The following is a 16,096-nucleotide window of genomic DNA, read 5'->3' as shown; positions in this document are numbered from 1 at the left end:
CCCATAAGTAAGCGTAAATTAGGTATTAAGCACCTGCTATTTGCATTTGCTCAATTAAAACAGAGCCAGTTTGAATACCGCCTCTGCGCTCAATGTCGCCACCAATAGCAGAAATACCTTTAAACATATCTTTTAAATTGCCGGCAATCGTAATTTCACTAACGGGATATTGAATCTCTCCGTTTTCAACCCAAAAACCGCCAGCACCGCGAGAGTAATCACCTGTTACTGTGTTTACACCTTGCCCCATAAGCTCGGTAACTAACAAGCCGGTACCCATTGTTTTTAACACTGCTTTTAAATCGTTATGCGTTTGTTCTACTAACCAATTATGAATTCCGCCTGCATGACCTGTAGGGGTCATGTTCATTTTACGCGCGGCGTAACTTGCTAATAAATAAGTTTTTAGCTCACCACCTTGGATTATTTCACGATCAACCGTTTTAACACCTTCGCTGTCAAACGGTGATGAAGCTAACCCTTTTAACATGTGTGGGCGTTCAGCAATATTTACACAATGACTAAATACGTGTGTTCCTAAACTATCGAGTAAAAAGCTCGACTTACGATAAAGTGCGCCCCCACCAATCGCTGACACTAAATGGCCAAATAATGAGTTTGCAATATCAGCCCTAAATACAACAGGGACTTTCATTGTTCCTAATTTTTGGCTATTTAGTTTAGCCAATGTTTCTGATGCAGCTTCAAGCCCGACTGCCGCAGCATCAGTTAAACCTGCTTGATCGCGGGCAACCGTGTATGCTGAATCGCGTTGCATTTGTTCGCCATCTTTACCAATTACCATGGTGCTGATGCTATGGCGAGTGCGAGGAAAGCCAGCAATTAAACCATGGCTGTTTCCATAAACACGAAGCCCTTGATGCGATGAAAAACTGGCGCCATCAGAATTTACAATACGTTCATCAGCATTTAAAGCAGCTTGCTCGGCAGTATGGCAAAGATCAATACCTTGTTCTGGGCTGACATCCCACGGATGGTATAAATCAAGATCTTGTGGATTAAACTCAAGTAGCTCTTTATCGGCAACCCCATTAAATGGATCGTCTGATGTGAACTTTGCAATATCAATGGCCTTTTCTACTACTGTGCGCAATGTTTTAGGATTTAAATCAGCCGTTGAAGCAGAGCCTTTATTATTGCCAACATAAACACTAATGCCCAGGCCACCATCTTGGTTAAACTCAATGGTTTCTACTTCGCCCATTCGTGTACTCACCGATAAACCCGACGTGCTAGACATTGCAGCTTCAGCTGCTGTAGCACCTAATTTTTTAGCATGTTCGAGTACTTCGGCTACCGCATCTTTAACCTGCGATATTTGAGAATAAATTGGATCGTTTTGTTGGCTTTTCATAAATTAAGTCCTGAGCCTTAGAGGCATAATGCATGCATTTCTTATAGTTAAATGCTAACACACTCACTGCACCACATCAGCTAATATTAATCACTAAAAGAATCGCGTATAATGGTGCTAGTTATTTTTATTTAAGAGCACCCCATGGCGAAGAAAAAAGGCAAGCCTGCTGAAATTGAAGAAGAAATTGAATACGTATCAAGAACAGAGCTCAAGCGCGAAGCGCAAGAGTTTCATCAGTTAGGTTCTGAAATTGCCAAAATGGGTAAAAAGCAGCGTGAGCGCCTACCATTAAATGACGATTTAAAAGAAGCGATGGTTGTTGCTGATAAAATTAGCAATAAAAGCGATGCATACCGCCGTCACTTAAATTACATCGCAAAAACGCTTCGCACAGTAGAAAACATTGAAGATATAAAAGCTATTATCGATGTAATGCTTAATAAAAATAACCAAGCTGAAGTATTGGTTAAAAAAATAGAGCAACTGCGCTCAGACCTAATAGAACAAGGCGACAGCCTGATAAACGAAACTATTGAGCAGTTTCCTTCGCTAGATCGTCAAAAAATGCGTCAATTAGTGCGCAATGCTGCAAAAGAAGTAAAAGCTGAAAAACCAGGTAAAGGCTATAAAGAGCTTTTTCAATATTTAAAAGATGCGCATACTGTCACGTATTAAAGTGTAATCCGTTGTGATTGAAAGGTGCTTTGGCACCTTTTTTGTTATAGATCAACATCCCCTCTCAGTTACTTTTTTATAATCACGGCTCTACTTAAAACTCAGGTGTGCGTGATGATAAAACTTCCTCAATGGGACCAAGCTCTCATTAATAAATACAATGTATCTGGTCCGCGGTATACATCCTACCCTACCGCTTTATCTTTGAGTGAAGGATACGATAAACACGATTTAATCAGCGCCATAAAGTCATCTCAATCTCGTTCGCTTTCTTTATATATCCATATTCCATTTTGCAGTCAGCTTTGTTACTACTGTGGTTGTAATAAAATTATCACTCGCCACCAATCAAAAGCCGATACTTATATAGACTTTTTAGCAAAAGAAATTGCCGCACACGCACCTTTATTTAAGCACTACAGCGTTGAGCAACTGCATTTAGGTGGAGGTACCCCGACCTTTTTAACACCCCAACAAATGAAGCGCTTAATTACGCTACTTGAACAGCATTTTAACTTTACCAGCACAACTGAGCGCGGTATTGAAGTCGACCCACGCTCGCTTGCTGAAAATATGCTGGTTGATTTAAGAATGCTAGGCTTTAACCGAGTGTCGTTTGGGATTCAAGACTTTAATGACGACGTGCAGCTTGCAGTTAATCGTCCTCAAGATGCAGATAACGTTAAACAGTTAATTACTCAGGCACGTGAATTGGGCTTTAAATCAATTAACGCCGATATGATTTACGGCTTACCACTGCAAACACCCGACAGCTTTAAACAAACAATAGAGCAACTCATTGAGCTTAATCCTGATCGTGTGTCGGTATTTAATTATGCTCACTTACCAGAGCGATTTGCCGCACAACGCAAAATTAAAGAGCATGACTTACCAGATGCGCACGATAAGCTAACTATGTTTAAAAATACCTTAGAGCAGATGACAAAAGCGGGTTATCAGTTTATTGGTATGGATCACTTCGCGAAAGTAGACAATGAGCTGGCTGTCGCACAAAATGAAGGCAAATTGCATCGAAATTTTCAAGGTTATACCACACATGGTAATTGTGATTTATTAGGGTTAGGTGCATCGTCTATTTCACAAATTGGCACGGCTATTTTGCAAAATAAAAAGGAGCTGAAGCATTACTACCATAGTATTGAAACGCAAAGCGGCTGCGCACTTAGTAAAGGCATGCATTTAATCCATGATGATGTTATTCGAGCTGATGCTATTAAGCAGCTTATTTGTCAGTTTGAACTAAATATAGATGAGTTTGCTAAGAAGTATCATATTGAGTTTGATAGCTACTTTGCAGGCGCATTGACTTCACTTAAACCACTTATAGACGATAAAATGGTGATTATTGAAAACAACCACATACGTGTCACACCACGGGGGAACTTATTTATTCGTATCATTTGCATGTGCTTTGATGCTCACTTACAAAATCAAATCAACGCAACGCGTTTTTCCCGGGTGATTTAATCCACTCATCAAATGATACTAATTCGCTTAATTAAGCGATCTATTTTGAGGCTGGAAAAACGTGTTGATAGCTAGGCAAAAAACTCGCTATTTAGTTGTTCTAAAGAGAATTCTTTAACGCAGGTAACGACACGTTTAGCCCCGTAAAGTGATTAAGGATAATTGCGGATTGGTATAATATTTGGGCACAAAAAAAGCATACCTAGGTATGCTTTTTTATGTTTTCTACGCTACTTTAATTAAATACCACGTTTTCACTACCTGGGGCAGCTTTGAACTCAGAAATAATTTTAACGCAATCGGCCTTAATCTCATCACTGTAGCTTTCCTCTGCACGCCAGCGCGCAGTGTCTTGCTTAAAAATTTCTTTTTTAGAATATTTTTTACGTGCGTCGTGTGTCGGCATTTCTTTTACCACTTGGTACATTTTATAAATACCAGGATACTGTGTGGTTAAATCTCGTTCGTCTTCAAAACCGTATTGCGACATAAGCACCCAAACGCGCAAACATCCCTCTGAAAACTCACACTGCTCTTCATTCATTGCACGTGCGATTAAATGAATACTGTCGGCAAGCTTAGCATTTCGCTTTAAACGAGACGCTGCAAGCTTTTGCTTTTGCTCAGCTTGTGTTTTAGCTATTAACTTTTTTTGCGCACTTAACTTATATAACAACTGACCCGCATAAAATGCCAAACCAGCTATAATGATAGCGCCTAAACATAAAGCCACGATAACTGCAGTACTCATTAAATACCCTTAATTACTTATCTTCGTCTTCATCATCGTCTAACCATTCACTGGCAAGATCATTTGATAAATACTGGTCGAAGTCTGAATTACTCTCTTCGCCAAAATCATCTTCATCATCAAACTCATCTTCGTCTTCAAGACCCAATAACTTACATAGAACCTGATGACGAGCAATGCGGCTATTGAAGTACTTCGCATCTTTACCAGTCAGCATCTCACCGCCTTCATGACGCTCCACTAGCTTGAGTAAACGCACATCATTTTCAAGCTCTTCAAGCTCTTTCTCTGGCGAAAGCTCTGGTTGAATAACTTTCTTAAGTTCAACAGCTGGTTTTAAGTTACGTTTCATTTCTACTTTTGGTTCAGCAGCAACAGGCACTAAAGACACCGGCTTTTTACTACCAATGCGCTTATCTCTTGAACTTGAATGAGATGCTTGGCTTTGTTCTTCAAGCAAATCTGGCGCATTACGCGAACCAGGCTTAGCACCTTTGGTTTTTTTAACACGCTGCTCTTTTAACGCACGCATTTCTTTAAGCTTATCTTGGCTTAAGCGAACAGGTCCATTTGATGGGATTTTACGTGACTTTTTCTTTCTACTCATATCTTGATCATCTCACTTAAGAGGTTTTGAGCGAGGCGCAAATTAATAGGCATCGCAATGCTGGCAAAGCCAGAAGAATTCAGTTTGCGCTTAAGAGGTTGGGCTACTCTTTAAAATTACGCACTAGCAAATTGCTAAACGGTGGGTATTGTAACAGGACAAATAAAAAGGCGGTAGAGAAAACATCTCTACCGCCTACTAATCTGAGCGCCATTGAATGGACACTTCTCCCTTCGACTTTTTAGTCTTTGTTATTTTTATTATTATCAGTCCGTATTGTTATTATTTTTACGTTCCTTGTTTCATTCCATTTTGTTTTTATTATTAAACTTCCATGAGTTATTTTATTATTTTCGGTCATCCTGACACTTTTGTAGTATTTCCTTTAGTAACACTATCATTGTGCTATGTAGTCGTGCCGCGCTACTGTCCTTATAGCTGTTTCCATTTTTTTATTGTTTTTGCGACAGGTGTTAATTTACTCGTTAATAATTTTGTTACAACTGGTTTATATCTTTTTTCTTACATTGCACCTATGTTCAAATAAAAGCCTATTTAAATAACAATAACTTAACAAAAAAAAGACGTTTAAAATAAGACTTTTACCATACATTGGCATGGTCAATGTCTCACAAAGTAAAAGACAATATCGCCAATTTCAGACACAAAAAAAGCAACCGAGGTTGCTTTTTTTCAATAATACATTGTAGTTGGTATCTAAATTTAGATAAATACGACTTTAGTGTAAACCACCTAAGTACTTAGAAAGCACTTCAATGTCTTTGTCTGTTAGCTTTTTAGCTATGTCACCCATCATACCGTTAAGGTCATTATTACGAGTACCATTACGAAACTTTTCAAGCTGAGACTTGATGTACTCTGGATGCTGAAAAGATACTTTTGGGAACTTAGCTAACGATGAACCGTTACCACGAGGACCATGACATGAAGCACATGAAGGAATTCCTCGCTCTGCATCACCCGCTTTGTAAAGCATTGCGCCTACTTCAACGACGTCTTTAGGTGTTGAACCTTCTGACATGTTTAATGACGAAAAATAAGCTGACAGATCTTTCATGTCTTGTTCGCTTAATGGCATTGCCATTGCGCTCATAACAGGATCCATACGGCCCTCTTTTCCGCCTGAAGTCATACCTAGTTTAAATTCCTGCAATTGCTTGAGGATATAATCTGGGTGTTGGCCTGCAATTTTAGGGTAAATATTAACCGGCGCATTGCCGTCTGGGCCGTGACATGCCGCACACGTTGCTGATTTTTGTTTACCTGCGTTTACATCGCCATCAAATGCTGTTGCGTTGCTTGCTGACAACGCACCAAGCAGTATTGTTAAAGATAGTGCTATTTTTTTCATGGTGAATTCTCTGTTCCCGACCCTGTATCATCTACAATCATGATGTTGCAATACATATATTCTACACGATAATAAATTCTCTGGCACGTTTTCTACACATATTAAGCTTATAATTTACAGGGTTTTGACTAAGGTGAAGCTTTAATAAGCTTTAAATGTACCACAGCCAGTGCTTTTAGGTACTCAAATACGCTTTTTAATACATACTTTATAGTATAAAATACGCACCCTAAGTAAATTTGGTTTACTTAACGTTACTTTTAAAGTTTTAGGAGAGCCTGTGCTCAAATCTCGTATCAAATATAATACCGCGTCTTTCGTTACAAGCGCTCCAGACATCACTAAATTACCTGCTGATACGGGAATTGAAGTTGCGTTTGCGGGTCGTTCTAATGCAGGTAAATCAAGTGCGCTAAATGCATTAACCGATCAAAAATTAGCACGTACAAGTAAAACCCCTGGCCGAACTCAATTAATTAATACGTTTGAGTTAGCCGACGTTGATAACATGCGGCTAATAGATTTACCCGGTTACGGCTTTGCTAAAGTACCAATTGAAATGAAAAAAAAGTGGCAAAAGTCACTAGGTGAATATCTTCAAAAGCGCCAAAGCTTAAAAGGGATTGTTGTTTTAATGGATATTCGTCATCCGTTAAAAGATTTAGACCGAGACTTAATTAACTGGGCAATAGGCAGTGAGATTCCTGTATTAGCCTTATTGACTAAAGCAGACAAACTAAAACAAGGTGCGCGCAAAGCCCAAGTACTTCAGGTACGACGTGAACTAAGCGCACTTGATGGCGATATTACTGTTCATGCTTTTTCATCTTTAAAAGGCACTGGATTACCAGAAGTTGCGAAAAAACTAGACGAGTGGTTTTTAGGCCCCGTGATCGCAGTACCGCCAGCAGACAAAGCATCTGACGAAAGTAGTTCAGACACCCGTACTGCAAGCTAAGTTAAGTAAAACGCCTCACCCGAAGATCGAATAAAATAGCCGAGCTCATCAGACTCGGCTTTTTCAGCCCACTGATAAAATACACTTCTTGAAATGCGTGCACTACAGCCAAAAGGTAAAATTAAATAAGGCACTTTAGCGCCTTTATAACTTTTTACCTGCATAGGCTGCTGCTGACTAACAACCCACTGCCTGGCTAAATTATCAATACAACATAATGCCTCGCCTTCAGATGTCTGTTCTAAAAACCAGTCAACAATAATAAATGGCGCATCTACTACTGTAATTTTAATTTTTTCGATAGGTGTTTTTAAATAAAAATATTCATCTTCTTTGCACAACACAGAAGCAAACAACTTAACCATAGCCGCCCTTGTTATTTTACTACCACCGTAAAACCACTCACCTTGGTCGTTAATAACTATTGGCAACTCACCACAATGCGAGGGTTGCCAGCTATCAAAGGGCTTACTCGGCTCACTTAACTGTTTACTGAGCTCATTAAGCGAAATCACTGTTTTTTAAGTGTTAATGCAAATGTAACGGGGATAGCGGTTGCAATAGAAGGTAACCCAGCAAGTTCTTGTAATTGCTTAACTCCCTCTGTCACACCAAAGTCGCCACTATTTATAATAACTGGCGTAAATGAAGCCAGCGTCAAATCACCACTTTTATTGCTATTTACGAGCACATCAATTACGAGTGATTTTTTGTTGCCATGAAAATCAAGCTCAGCACTAATTCCTTTTAGCACGTAGCTGCCCGGTTTTTTAATTGTTGATAACGACGGTTTCAACTTAGCTGTTAGCACGGCCTTTGGGAAAGTATTTACTTCAAATAACAGGCTTGTAAGCCGTTGATTACGGATAGGTATAAACGTTTCTGCCGATGCTAAATCTATATGAATATTAAACTCACCCTCATCGCTAAGCTTGCCTTCGATCGCAGTGAAGTGATGAGCTTCAGCAATGGTGTCTTTTTTTATAGAAACAAAGCTTATCTGGCTTTTATCGTTGTCTAACTGCCAATTGGCACAGGTAAAATTAGACATAAATAAACTTGATAACGAAAGGCCTGTAATAGCTAACGCTTTAAACATAACGCACTCCTTTAAATATATAAATCAAGAGAAATCTCATTGGATACTATCATTTAGAAATAGCTTAAACCATACTAAAACATGAGATTACAATATCGCAATTAATACCCGATATAACTACGACATTTGAGCATAAGAATGATCACATTAGAATGAAGCAAGAAAACTGAAAAGCGCATAATAAAAAACGGCCTAATAAAAGGTTATTAGGCCGATATAGCAAGCTGGGGAGTTGCTAACAATTTGTTGCATCTTTACAGACGCATCATCAACAGGATGTCCTACAGAGTAGGACGGGCGGGACTTTAACAAAAGCACGCATAAAAATACAATCATATTCTGCATTAATAGTTAGAATTGACGAACATGTAACCATTTAGCATAAATAATTACCTATTTTAACCTATTTTTAACTAAATTCTGTTTATAAAAAATTGAAGAATAAGTTACTCATATTTTTAATACACATAAAAAAAGCGCCTATCGGCGCTTTTATTGTTTATAGAATTTAGTGGGCTTGTTCCCAATTTTCACCTTCGTCAGCCTCTACTATTAGCGGTACATCGAGTGAAGCAGCTTGTGACATTAGCTCACAAATTTTAGCAGTATAAGTCTCTGCACAATCAGTTTTGATTTCAAATACCAATTCATCATGCACTTGCATGAGTAACTTAACAGTATTTGGAGCTTGCTCATACACCCACTGATTAACACTTAACATGGCCTTTTTAATTATATCAGCAGCGGTGCCTTGCATTGGCGCATTAATAGCTGCGCGCTCTGCACCTTTACGACGGGCTCCGTTACGCGCATTTATTTCAGGTAAATGTAGTCGACGTCCAAATATTGTTTCAACATAACCATTTTCTGCTGCTTTTTCGCGTGTTGTTTCCATGTACTCTAATACGCCAGGAAAGCGTTCAAAGTATTTATCAATATAATGTTGAGCTTCATGGCGTGGAACATCTAACTGACGGGCTAAACCAAAAGCCGACATACCATAAATAAGACCAAAGTTTACGGCTTTTGCTTTACGGCGCATATCTGTTGTTACGTCATCTAAATCAACACCAAACACTTCTGCGGCGGTCGCACTATGAACATCTAGGCCATTCGCAAAAGCATTAAGTAAACCTTTATCTTGTGAAAGATGCGCCATTATACGCAGTTCAATTTGGCTATAATCTGCTGCAACTATCTTATACCCATCGGCTGCAATAAAGGCTTCTCGAATACGGCGACCTTCTTCTGAACGAATTGGAATATTTTGCAGGTTAGGATCGGTAGAACTTAAACGCCCTGTCGCTGTTACAGCCTGATGATATGACGTATGCACACGTTGCGTTTTTTCATTAACCATAAGGGGTAGTTTATCGGTATATGTTGATTTAAGTTTTGATAAACCACGGTGCTCAATTATCACTTTAGGTAACGGATAATCATGAGCGAGCTCTTGAAGTACTTCTTCAGCTGTTGAAGGTGCACCTTTAGGCGTTTTTTTAATTATTGGCAGCTCTAGCTTTTCAAACAATAATACTTGTAACTGTTTTGGTGAACTCAAATTGAAAGGTTCACCTGCAATTTCAAACGCCTCTTTTTCAAGTTCAATTAAGCGCTCACCTAAGCGTTGGCTATGCGCGCCAAGCATGTTGCTATCAATCGCAACCCCTGTGCGCTCAATATCTGAAATGACGCTTACCAATGGCATTTCAATATCTTCAAATACTGATTTAAGCTTTTCATCCGCCTCAATTTTAGGCCATAGTACTTCGTGTAAGCGAAGTGTTATGTCTGCGTCTTCAGCTGCATAAGGCGCTGCTTTTTCGAGTTCAATTTGATTAAACGTTAGCTGCTTTTTACCCTTGCCTGCAATATCTTCAAAGCTAATATTTTTATGGCCTAGGTATTTTAGTGCCAACGAATCCATATCATGACGCGTACCTACACTGTTAAAAACATAAGACTCAAGCATAGTGTCAAATTTAATACCATTAAGTTCATAGCCAGCATTGGCTAATACGCTTTTGTCGTATTTAAGATTCTGTCCTACTTTTGCTTTATTAGGGTCAGCTAAAATTGGTCCAAGCTTTTGCATCACAAATTCAAGGCTTAGTTGTTCTGGTGCATCAGGATAATCGTGCGCGACCGGTAAATATGCCGCCTCGCCTGCTTTAACGCTAAAGCTCATACCTACTAGTTGAGCTTGCATGTAATCGAGGCTAGTTGTTTCTGTATCAAATGCAAAAAGCTCAGCGCTATTGAGCTGCTCTATTAGCGTATCAAACTGCGCCTCTGTTAAAATAGTCTCGTAATGAGCCTCTTCAACTTTTGGTAATTCTGTCTCATCAGATGGAACCGCTAAATGGGTTTTTGCATCACTTGGGTTATCTAGCAGCTCAGCTAACCAACGACGAAATTCGCATTCACCATATAATGCAATTAACTCGTCTTTATTTGGCTCTTGTAATTTAAACGTATCAAGATCTGATTCAACCTCAACGTCACACTTAATGGTCGCCAACTCATAACTTAAAGGTAAATGATCTAATGCATTTGCTAATTTTTCACCAATTTTGCCTTTAATTTCGCCTGCGTTATCCATTACACCTTGCAGAGATCCATATTTTTGCAACCATTTTACGGCTGTTTTGGGGCCACAGCCTTCAACGCCTGGAATGTTATCAACTTTATCGCCCATAAGAGCCAGGTAATCAATGATCAGTTCAGGACCAACACCAAACTTTTCAACCACAGTGTCAGGATCTGAAATACTGTCAGTCATGGTATTAATAAGTGTCACATGCTCATTCACAAGCTGAGCCATGTCTTTATCACCGGTCGAAACCAGTACATGGCGTTTTTGTTCAGATGCAATTCGCGCAAAGGTCCCAATGACATCGTCGGCTTCAACCCCTTCAATACTAATAAGCGGAAAACCCATTGCTTTAATAATACTGTGAATAGGTGCTATTTGCGTGCGTAAATCGTCAGGCATAGGAGGACGATTAGCCTTGTATTCGCTGTACATGTCATTACGGAATGTTTTACCTTTCGCGTCAAACACAACCACCATATGCGAAGGATCATATTGTCTGATCAGGCTTTTAAGCATATTAATAACGCCATAAATAGCGCCCGTAGCCTCACCCTTAGAATTAGTTAGATGCGGAGGAGAATGATAAGCACGGAATAAATACGACGAACCATCAACTAAAATAAGTGGGTTTTCGGGGATCTGAGCCATGGTGAAATTGGATCCTAAATGCTAAAAATTATGATAATTGTAAGCATGCCACAAGGGTTAAAATAAAACGACTATCAATTAATGATAGGTATTTTATTTAAATAAGAGCAAGCTGTGGATAAGTATGTAGATAACAGACACAAACAATTCTCCCAAAGCATATTTAAACGCCTAGAAAAATAATTAACTATATGTTTTAATTTAAAAAAGATAATACGAAGTTCTTTTTTTATTATTTTTAAACCAATGTGGAAAAAGGTTTTTTATGGCTGCTGATGCCATCACCTACTTTAGTTATTCTCGTCCATTTAAATAACCGGAGGAGTATTCTAGCATAATGGATCGAAGATCATAGCGATCCTTTATACTTTTTTTTATTGGTGTTAATTGTGAAATGGCATATACCGCATTGCAACTTACTTCGCGGATAATTTTCACACAAAAATTAATTTAAAGAGACAATTTAACTCGTGTTAAACTTCAAACTATAGGCTGAATAAATTTAATCAAGGAGCACAAAAGCATGAAAAAAGTAGCAGTGTTATTAGCTGGAAATGGTGTTTACGATGGTGCTGAAATTAATGAAGCTATTTTAACGCTTTTACACATAGCTAAAAACGGCGCAACCTACCAGTGTTTTGCTCCAGATGTAGAGCAACTTCACACTATTAATCACCTAACGGGTGAGGAAATGAGTGAAAAACGCAACGTATTAGTTGAGGCCGCACGTATTGCCCGAGGCGATATAAAAGCGCTTAACCACCTCAATATTGATGAGTTTGATGCGTTAATAGTTCCAGGTGGTTTTGGCGCTGCAAAAAACTTGTGTGACTTTGCTGTAAAAGGTGCGCAAGCGACTATTAATAGTGACGTATTAAACGCGTGTAAAAAATTCGCTACTGCTAATAAACCAGCTGGCTATATGTGTATTGCGCCTGCGTTAATTCCATTTATTTACGATAATGCAAAGCTCACTATTGGCAATGATAATGACACGGCTGCCGCACTCACTTCGCTTGGCGCAACACATTTAAACTGTGACGTTGATGACGTTGTGATTGACCAGCACAATAAAATTGTGACTACACCTGCTTATATGCTTGCTCAATCAATTATTGAAGCCGATGCCGGGATCGCTAAGCTCGTTAATCGCGTATTAGAAATAAACTGACTATAGTCGTGATGGGCATTTACTTACTATTTGAACAAGCTCAATGGGTAATAAAATTGCGCTAAGCCACTGGTATTTATTGAGCTAACGCAAAAAGTAGTCAGTTTTTAGTAATAAAAATACCTCTTAGCATTTTATAAATTGCCTCAGAGAGTTATAATCGGCGTAATTTCCGTCATCTATATCGTGATTGATCACGTTCAAATCGAAGTGAGCAAGGCAAAATGAAAAAATTAACAGCATTAGCATTATTAGTGTTAGCAACTACAGCATACGCACAGCCATATGATAACTCTATGACTGAAGATGCAATCAAAAAACGTCTCGCACCCGTTGGTGCTGTATACCTTGAAGGTGATAAAGCTGCAGTAGCTGCTGCGCCTACAGGGCCTCGTTCTGGCGAGCAAGTTTATCAGGCTGCGTGCTTTGCATGTCATGGTACAGGAGCTTTAGGAGCACCTAAATCTGCAGACGATTGGGCACCGCGTATTGCCAAAGGCAAAGATACACTACTTGAGCATGCTATTAACGGCTTTAATGCAATGCCTGCTAAAGGCACATGTATGGATTGTTCTGACGATGAAATAAGCGCAGCAATCGATTTCATGACAGCAGAATAATTATCCGTTGTACATAAAAAAAGGCTTAACTTGTTAAGCCTTTTTTTATACCTAAAATACGGCTTTAACCATTATTTTTATTGGAATATCAGCTTGACGCTAAGCACTAAAAGTGAAAGTATAAGTCTAATAACTATACAATAATAATATCGGTTACATCATTGGAAGATAAACTCCCTGCATTGAGTAAATTAGCGTACCAAAATAAACGCCTCAAAACGCTACTCGAAAAGTACAAGCAATCACACCATTTGCAAAATGCGCTTATCCAATTATCTGAGCGCGCGAGCACCGTTGCAGAGCTAACCTTATTATATCCCGCTATACACGATATTTTACAAAAGTATGTGCCTAGTAAAAGCTTTTATGTTGTTTTACAAAACCAACAATGCCAATCGTTAGAGCTTTCTTATTTTTCAGACGAAAAAGATGGCATTGCAGTACCACTAAATCACTCTAATAGCTTTGATGAAGGCGCCACCGGTTACGTTTTTAAAGAAGGTAAAACCACTTACTTTACAAAACAACAAATGCAAGACGCAGCCGCTGATGGTTTATTCAAAGCTTTAGGGACACCCGCTGAGCATTGGGTGGGGGTACCTGTGTACCAAGAAAAAAATATTATTGGTGTGTTAGCCGCGCAAAGCTATGATGTAAATCAAAGTTATAACTCTCAGCAAATACAACTTCTTGAAGTTATGTCGCTTTATTTAGCGACGGCAATAGAGCGTGTAAAAAAACGTGAGTATTTAGAGTCAGAAGTAAAAATTCGTACACGCGCACTCACTCAAAGTAACGATGCTCTTAATCTTGAAGTTGCCAATCGCAAACGTGCACTTCAACGTCAGCAAATTTTATTTAAAGTATCTGAAATTGCTACCCAAGCTAAAAACCTTGATGACGCTTACGTTAAAATACATGACATAATAAAAACAATTACCTACGCAGAAAACCTCTATATTGCTTTATATGATAGAGACTCAGGTTGGATAACATTCCCTTACTGTGTTGACGAATACAAAGAAAACACTGAGCCCCGTCAATTTGCCAAAGGCTATAGCGAATTAGTTATAAGCACAGAAGAAACGCAGCTTATAAATCCTGATAAGGCACAAGCGCTATTAAACAGTGGCGTAGTACAACGTTCAGCCCCCGTTCCTAACAAACAAAAAGCCACAAGCTGGCTAGGCGCACCTTTAAAAACATCGCAGGGTGTTATTGGTCTTATTGTGTGCCAGGCATATAATAATAAGCATATTTTCAGTCAAGACGATAACGAATTAATTACCTTTGTATCGCACCAAATAGCGGCTGTTTTGCAAACTAAACTAGCTAATCAGGCCATTGCAAAAAGCCATCAAGAGCTTGAGTTTAGAGTAAACGAAAAAACAAAAGAACTGCAACAAACCAATATGCATTTGCAAATGCAAATTGAAGAACGTAAAAAAATAGAGCAACAGCTTTATCACGACGCTCATCACGACTCGTTAACAAGCTTGCCAAACCGTAGTTTATTTTTAACTCAGTTAGAAAAAACACTTCAGCACTTTCAACGTTTCCCAGACCGCCACTTTGCTGTGCTATTTATCGACTTGGATAAGTTTAAAGATATTAACGACCAACTCGGCCATCAGGCTGGCGATCAGTTCTTAATTAATGTGAGTGAACTTTTTTCACAATGTATTCGTGAGCACGATTTATTAGCCCGTTTGGGTGGAGATGAATTCGTTATTTTACTAACGCATTTAACCGAACCACAACAAGCCGAAGATGTGGCTAATCGCATTATCGATTTAATGAAAAAGCCTTTTAATATTAAAGGTACTTTACTGCAAAGCGGTGCGAGCATTGGTATAAATTACTCTAAACAAAGCTATAAACACACAGATGAAATTATTCGTGATGCCGATGCCGCAATGTACCATGCAAAAAATTCAGGGAAAAATCGTTACGAGTTATTTCATCCGCTACTCACTCAATCGATTGCTGATGTAGGGCAAAAAGCATTGCATCATCTTGATGTAATGCCGATGAGTTTTAGAAGCTCAGAAATTATTACTTTAAATGAGCAACAACAATCTGAATCGCTATTTGAAGCATTTGGTGAACACCCTATTTTAGGGTTTACCAGTTTTGAGGTTTTGAAAAAATTTGCCACCGACAAAGAGCAGCACCTCAAAGTCGAGTTACAACTGCTAGAGTGTGCTTATGCGCAGGCCATAAACGCCAATGTGGCAATGGCACTAGTACCCTGCTCTGCCTTATTACTCGAAAAACACGAATTTACTTTATTTATTGATGTATTAAACAAACAACGTGGCCCAAGCCAGCTTTGTTTACTTTTTGATGAGCAAGAGATTCGCCATGCATGTGCTACCCAGCTAGAAAACCTTAAGCAATTATCGTTGTTAGGGTACTCAGTCGGCCTAAATAATTTTGCTAAAGACAGATGTGAACTGAATTTATTAACCGATGTTAACTTTGACTATCTACTACTTAGCTCCACCTTCAGTAAACGTATACTGCAGCAAGAAAGCTACGATCTGCAACTGCAAGGTGTGCTTCCTATCACTAAGCTCAAAAAAATAAAGGTAATAGCGAAAGGGCCTTCTATACTTAATTTTAGAGCTTTATTAGATAAACATGGTTTGTCATTTTTTGTTGGTAAACAACACACATTAGCTTGCCCTGAGTCACAGCCAGAACACGTCAGTCAATCAGTTTAAGCCCAGC

General features: G+C 38.9%; 13 protein-coding genes. 6 read left to right on the top strand and 7 right to left on the bottom strand.

Annotated elements, in window-relative coordinates:
• Positions 1–25: 25 nt before the first annotated feature.
• Positions 26–1,375 (bottom strand): metalloprotease PmbA, encoded by a 1,350-nt coding sequence (pmbA, locus tag AC27I2_RS00145; RefSeq protein ID WP_487203176.1) that lies wholly within the window; start codon positions 1,373–1,375, stop codon positions 26–28.
• A 144-nt stretch (positions 1,376–1,519) separates the two neighbouring features.
• Here pmbA and yjgA point away from each other — a divergent pair, with 144 nt between their 5' ends.
• Together yjgA and hemN are read left to right on the top strand one after the other, a co-directional pair.
• A complete protein-coding gene (yjgA, locus tag AC27I2_RS00140) occupies positions 1,520–2,053 on the top strand; it encodes a ribosome biogenesis factor YjgA (protein ID WP_006793069.1) in 534 nt (177 codons plus the stop codon).
• Positions 2,054–2,167: 114 nt separating this feature from the next.
• Positions 2,168–3,541: an oxygen-independent coproporphyrinogen III oxidase gene (gene hemN / locus AC27I2_RS00135; protein WP_487203175.1), complete on the top strand. Its 1,374-nt coding sequence runs from the start codon at positions 2,168–2,170 to the stop codon at positions 3,539–3,541.
• Positions 3,542–3,776: 235 nt separating this feature from the next.
• On the opposite strand, the gene AC27I2_RS00130 is transcribed toward hemN, so the two are convergent.
• The 3 genes from AC27I2_RS00130 to AC27I2_RS00120 all read right to left on the bottom strand — a co-directional run bounded on the left by AC27I2_RS00130 (position 3,777) and on the right by AC27I2_RS00120 (position 6,271).
• A complete protein-coding gene (locus AC27I2_RS00130; protein WP_058403877.1) occupies positions 3,777–4,292 on the bottom strand; it encodes a DUF2489 domain-containing protein in 516 nt (171 codons plus the stop codon).
• A gap of 13 nt (positions 4,293–4,305) precedes the next feature.
• The gene (gene yihI / locus AC27I2_RS00125; RefSeq protein ID WP_487203174.1) at positions 4,306–4,899 is read right to left on the bottom strand and encodes a Der GTPase-activating protein YihI; all 594 of its coding nucleotides are present in this window, start codon (positions 4,897–4,899) and stop codon (positions 4,306–4,308) included.
• A gap of 739 nt (positions 4,900–5,638) precedes the next feature.
• On the bottom strand, positions 5,639–6,271 hold the full coding sequence (locus AC27I2_RS00120; RefSeq protein ID WP_058403879.1) for a c-type cytochrome: 633 nt from the start codon (positions 6,269–6,271) through the stop codon (positions 5,639–5,641).
• Positions 6,272–6,551: 280 nt separating this feature from the next.
• On the opposite strand from AC27I2_RS00120, the gene yihA reads away from it, so the two are divergent.
• Positions 6,552–7,229 (top strand): ribosome biogenesis GTP-binding protein YihA/YsxC, encoded by a 678-nt coding sequence (gene yihA, locus AC27I2_RS00115; RefSeq protein ID WP_058403880.1) that lies wholly within the window; start codon positions 6,552–6,554, stop codon positions 7,227–7,229.
• On the opposite strand, the gene AC27I2_RS00110 is transcribed toward yihA, so the two are convergent.
• The 3 genes from AC27I2_RS00110 to polA form a co-directional block, all read right to left on the bottom strand.
• Complete coding sequence (locus AC27I2_RS00110) at positions 7,226–7,744, bottom strand: DUF1285 domain-containing protein (RefSeq protein WP_487203173.1); 519 nt, start codon at positions 7,742–7,744, stop codon at positions 7,226–7,228. The genes yihA and AC27I2_RS00110 overlap by 4 nt on opposite strands.
• Positions 7,741–8,328 carry a YceI family protein gene (locus AC27I2_RS00105; protein WP_487203172.1) on the bottom strand — a complete coding sequence of 196 codons (588 nt, stop codon included), beginning with the start codon at positions 8,326–8,328 and terminating at the stop codon, positions 7,741–7,743. Before AC27I2_RS00105 ends, AC27I2_RS00110 begins: the two co-directional genes overlap by 4 nt.
• Positions 8,329–8,836: 508 nt before the next feature.
• A complete protein-coding gene (gene polA / locus AC27I2_RS00100; protein WP_487203171.1) occupies positions 8,837–11,572 on the bottom strand; it encodes a DNA polymerase I in 2,736 nt (911 codons plus the stop codon).
• 523 nt (positions 11,573–12,095) lie between these two features.
• Between polA and elbB the strand changes: the two genes are divergently transcribed.
• The 3 genes from elbB to AC27I2_RS00085 all read left to right on the top strand — a co-directional run bounded on the left by elbB (position 12,096) and on the right by AC27I2_RS00085 (position 16,089).
• Positions 12,096–12,743 carry an isoprenoid biosynthesis glyoxalase ElbB gene (elbB, locus tag AC27I2_RS00095; protein ID WP_058403884.1) on the top strand — a complete coding sequence of 216 codons (648 nt, stop codon included), beginning with the start codon at positions 12,096–12,098 and terminating at the stop codon, positions 12,741–12,743.
• A gap of 224 nt (positions 12,744–12,967) precedes the next feature.
• Positions 12,968–13,363: a c-type cytochrome gene (locus AC27I2_RS00090; protein ID WP_058550559.1), complete on the top strand. Its 396-nt coding sequence runs from the start codon at positions 12,968–12,970 to the stop codon at positions 13,361–13,363.
• Positions 13,364–13,524: 161 nt separating this feature from the next.
• Positions 13,525–16,089: a bifunctional diguanylate cyclase/phosphodiesterase gene (locus AC27I2_RS00085; RefSeq protein ID WP_058403886.1), complete on the top strand. Its 2,565-nt coding sequence runs from the start codon at positions 13,525–13,527 to the stop codon at positions 16,087–16,089.
• Positions 16,090–16,096: the final 7 nt, after the last annotated feature.

The sequence above is a fragment of the Pseudoalteromonas sp. NH0006-46 genome, from assembly GCF_057547735.1.
This window is presented reverse-complemented; position numbering and strand designations above follow the sequence as displayed.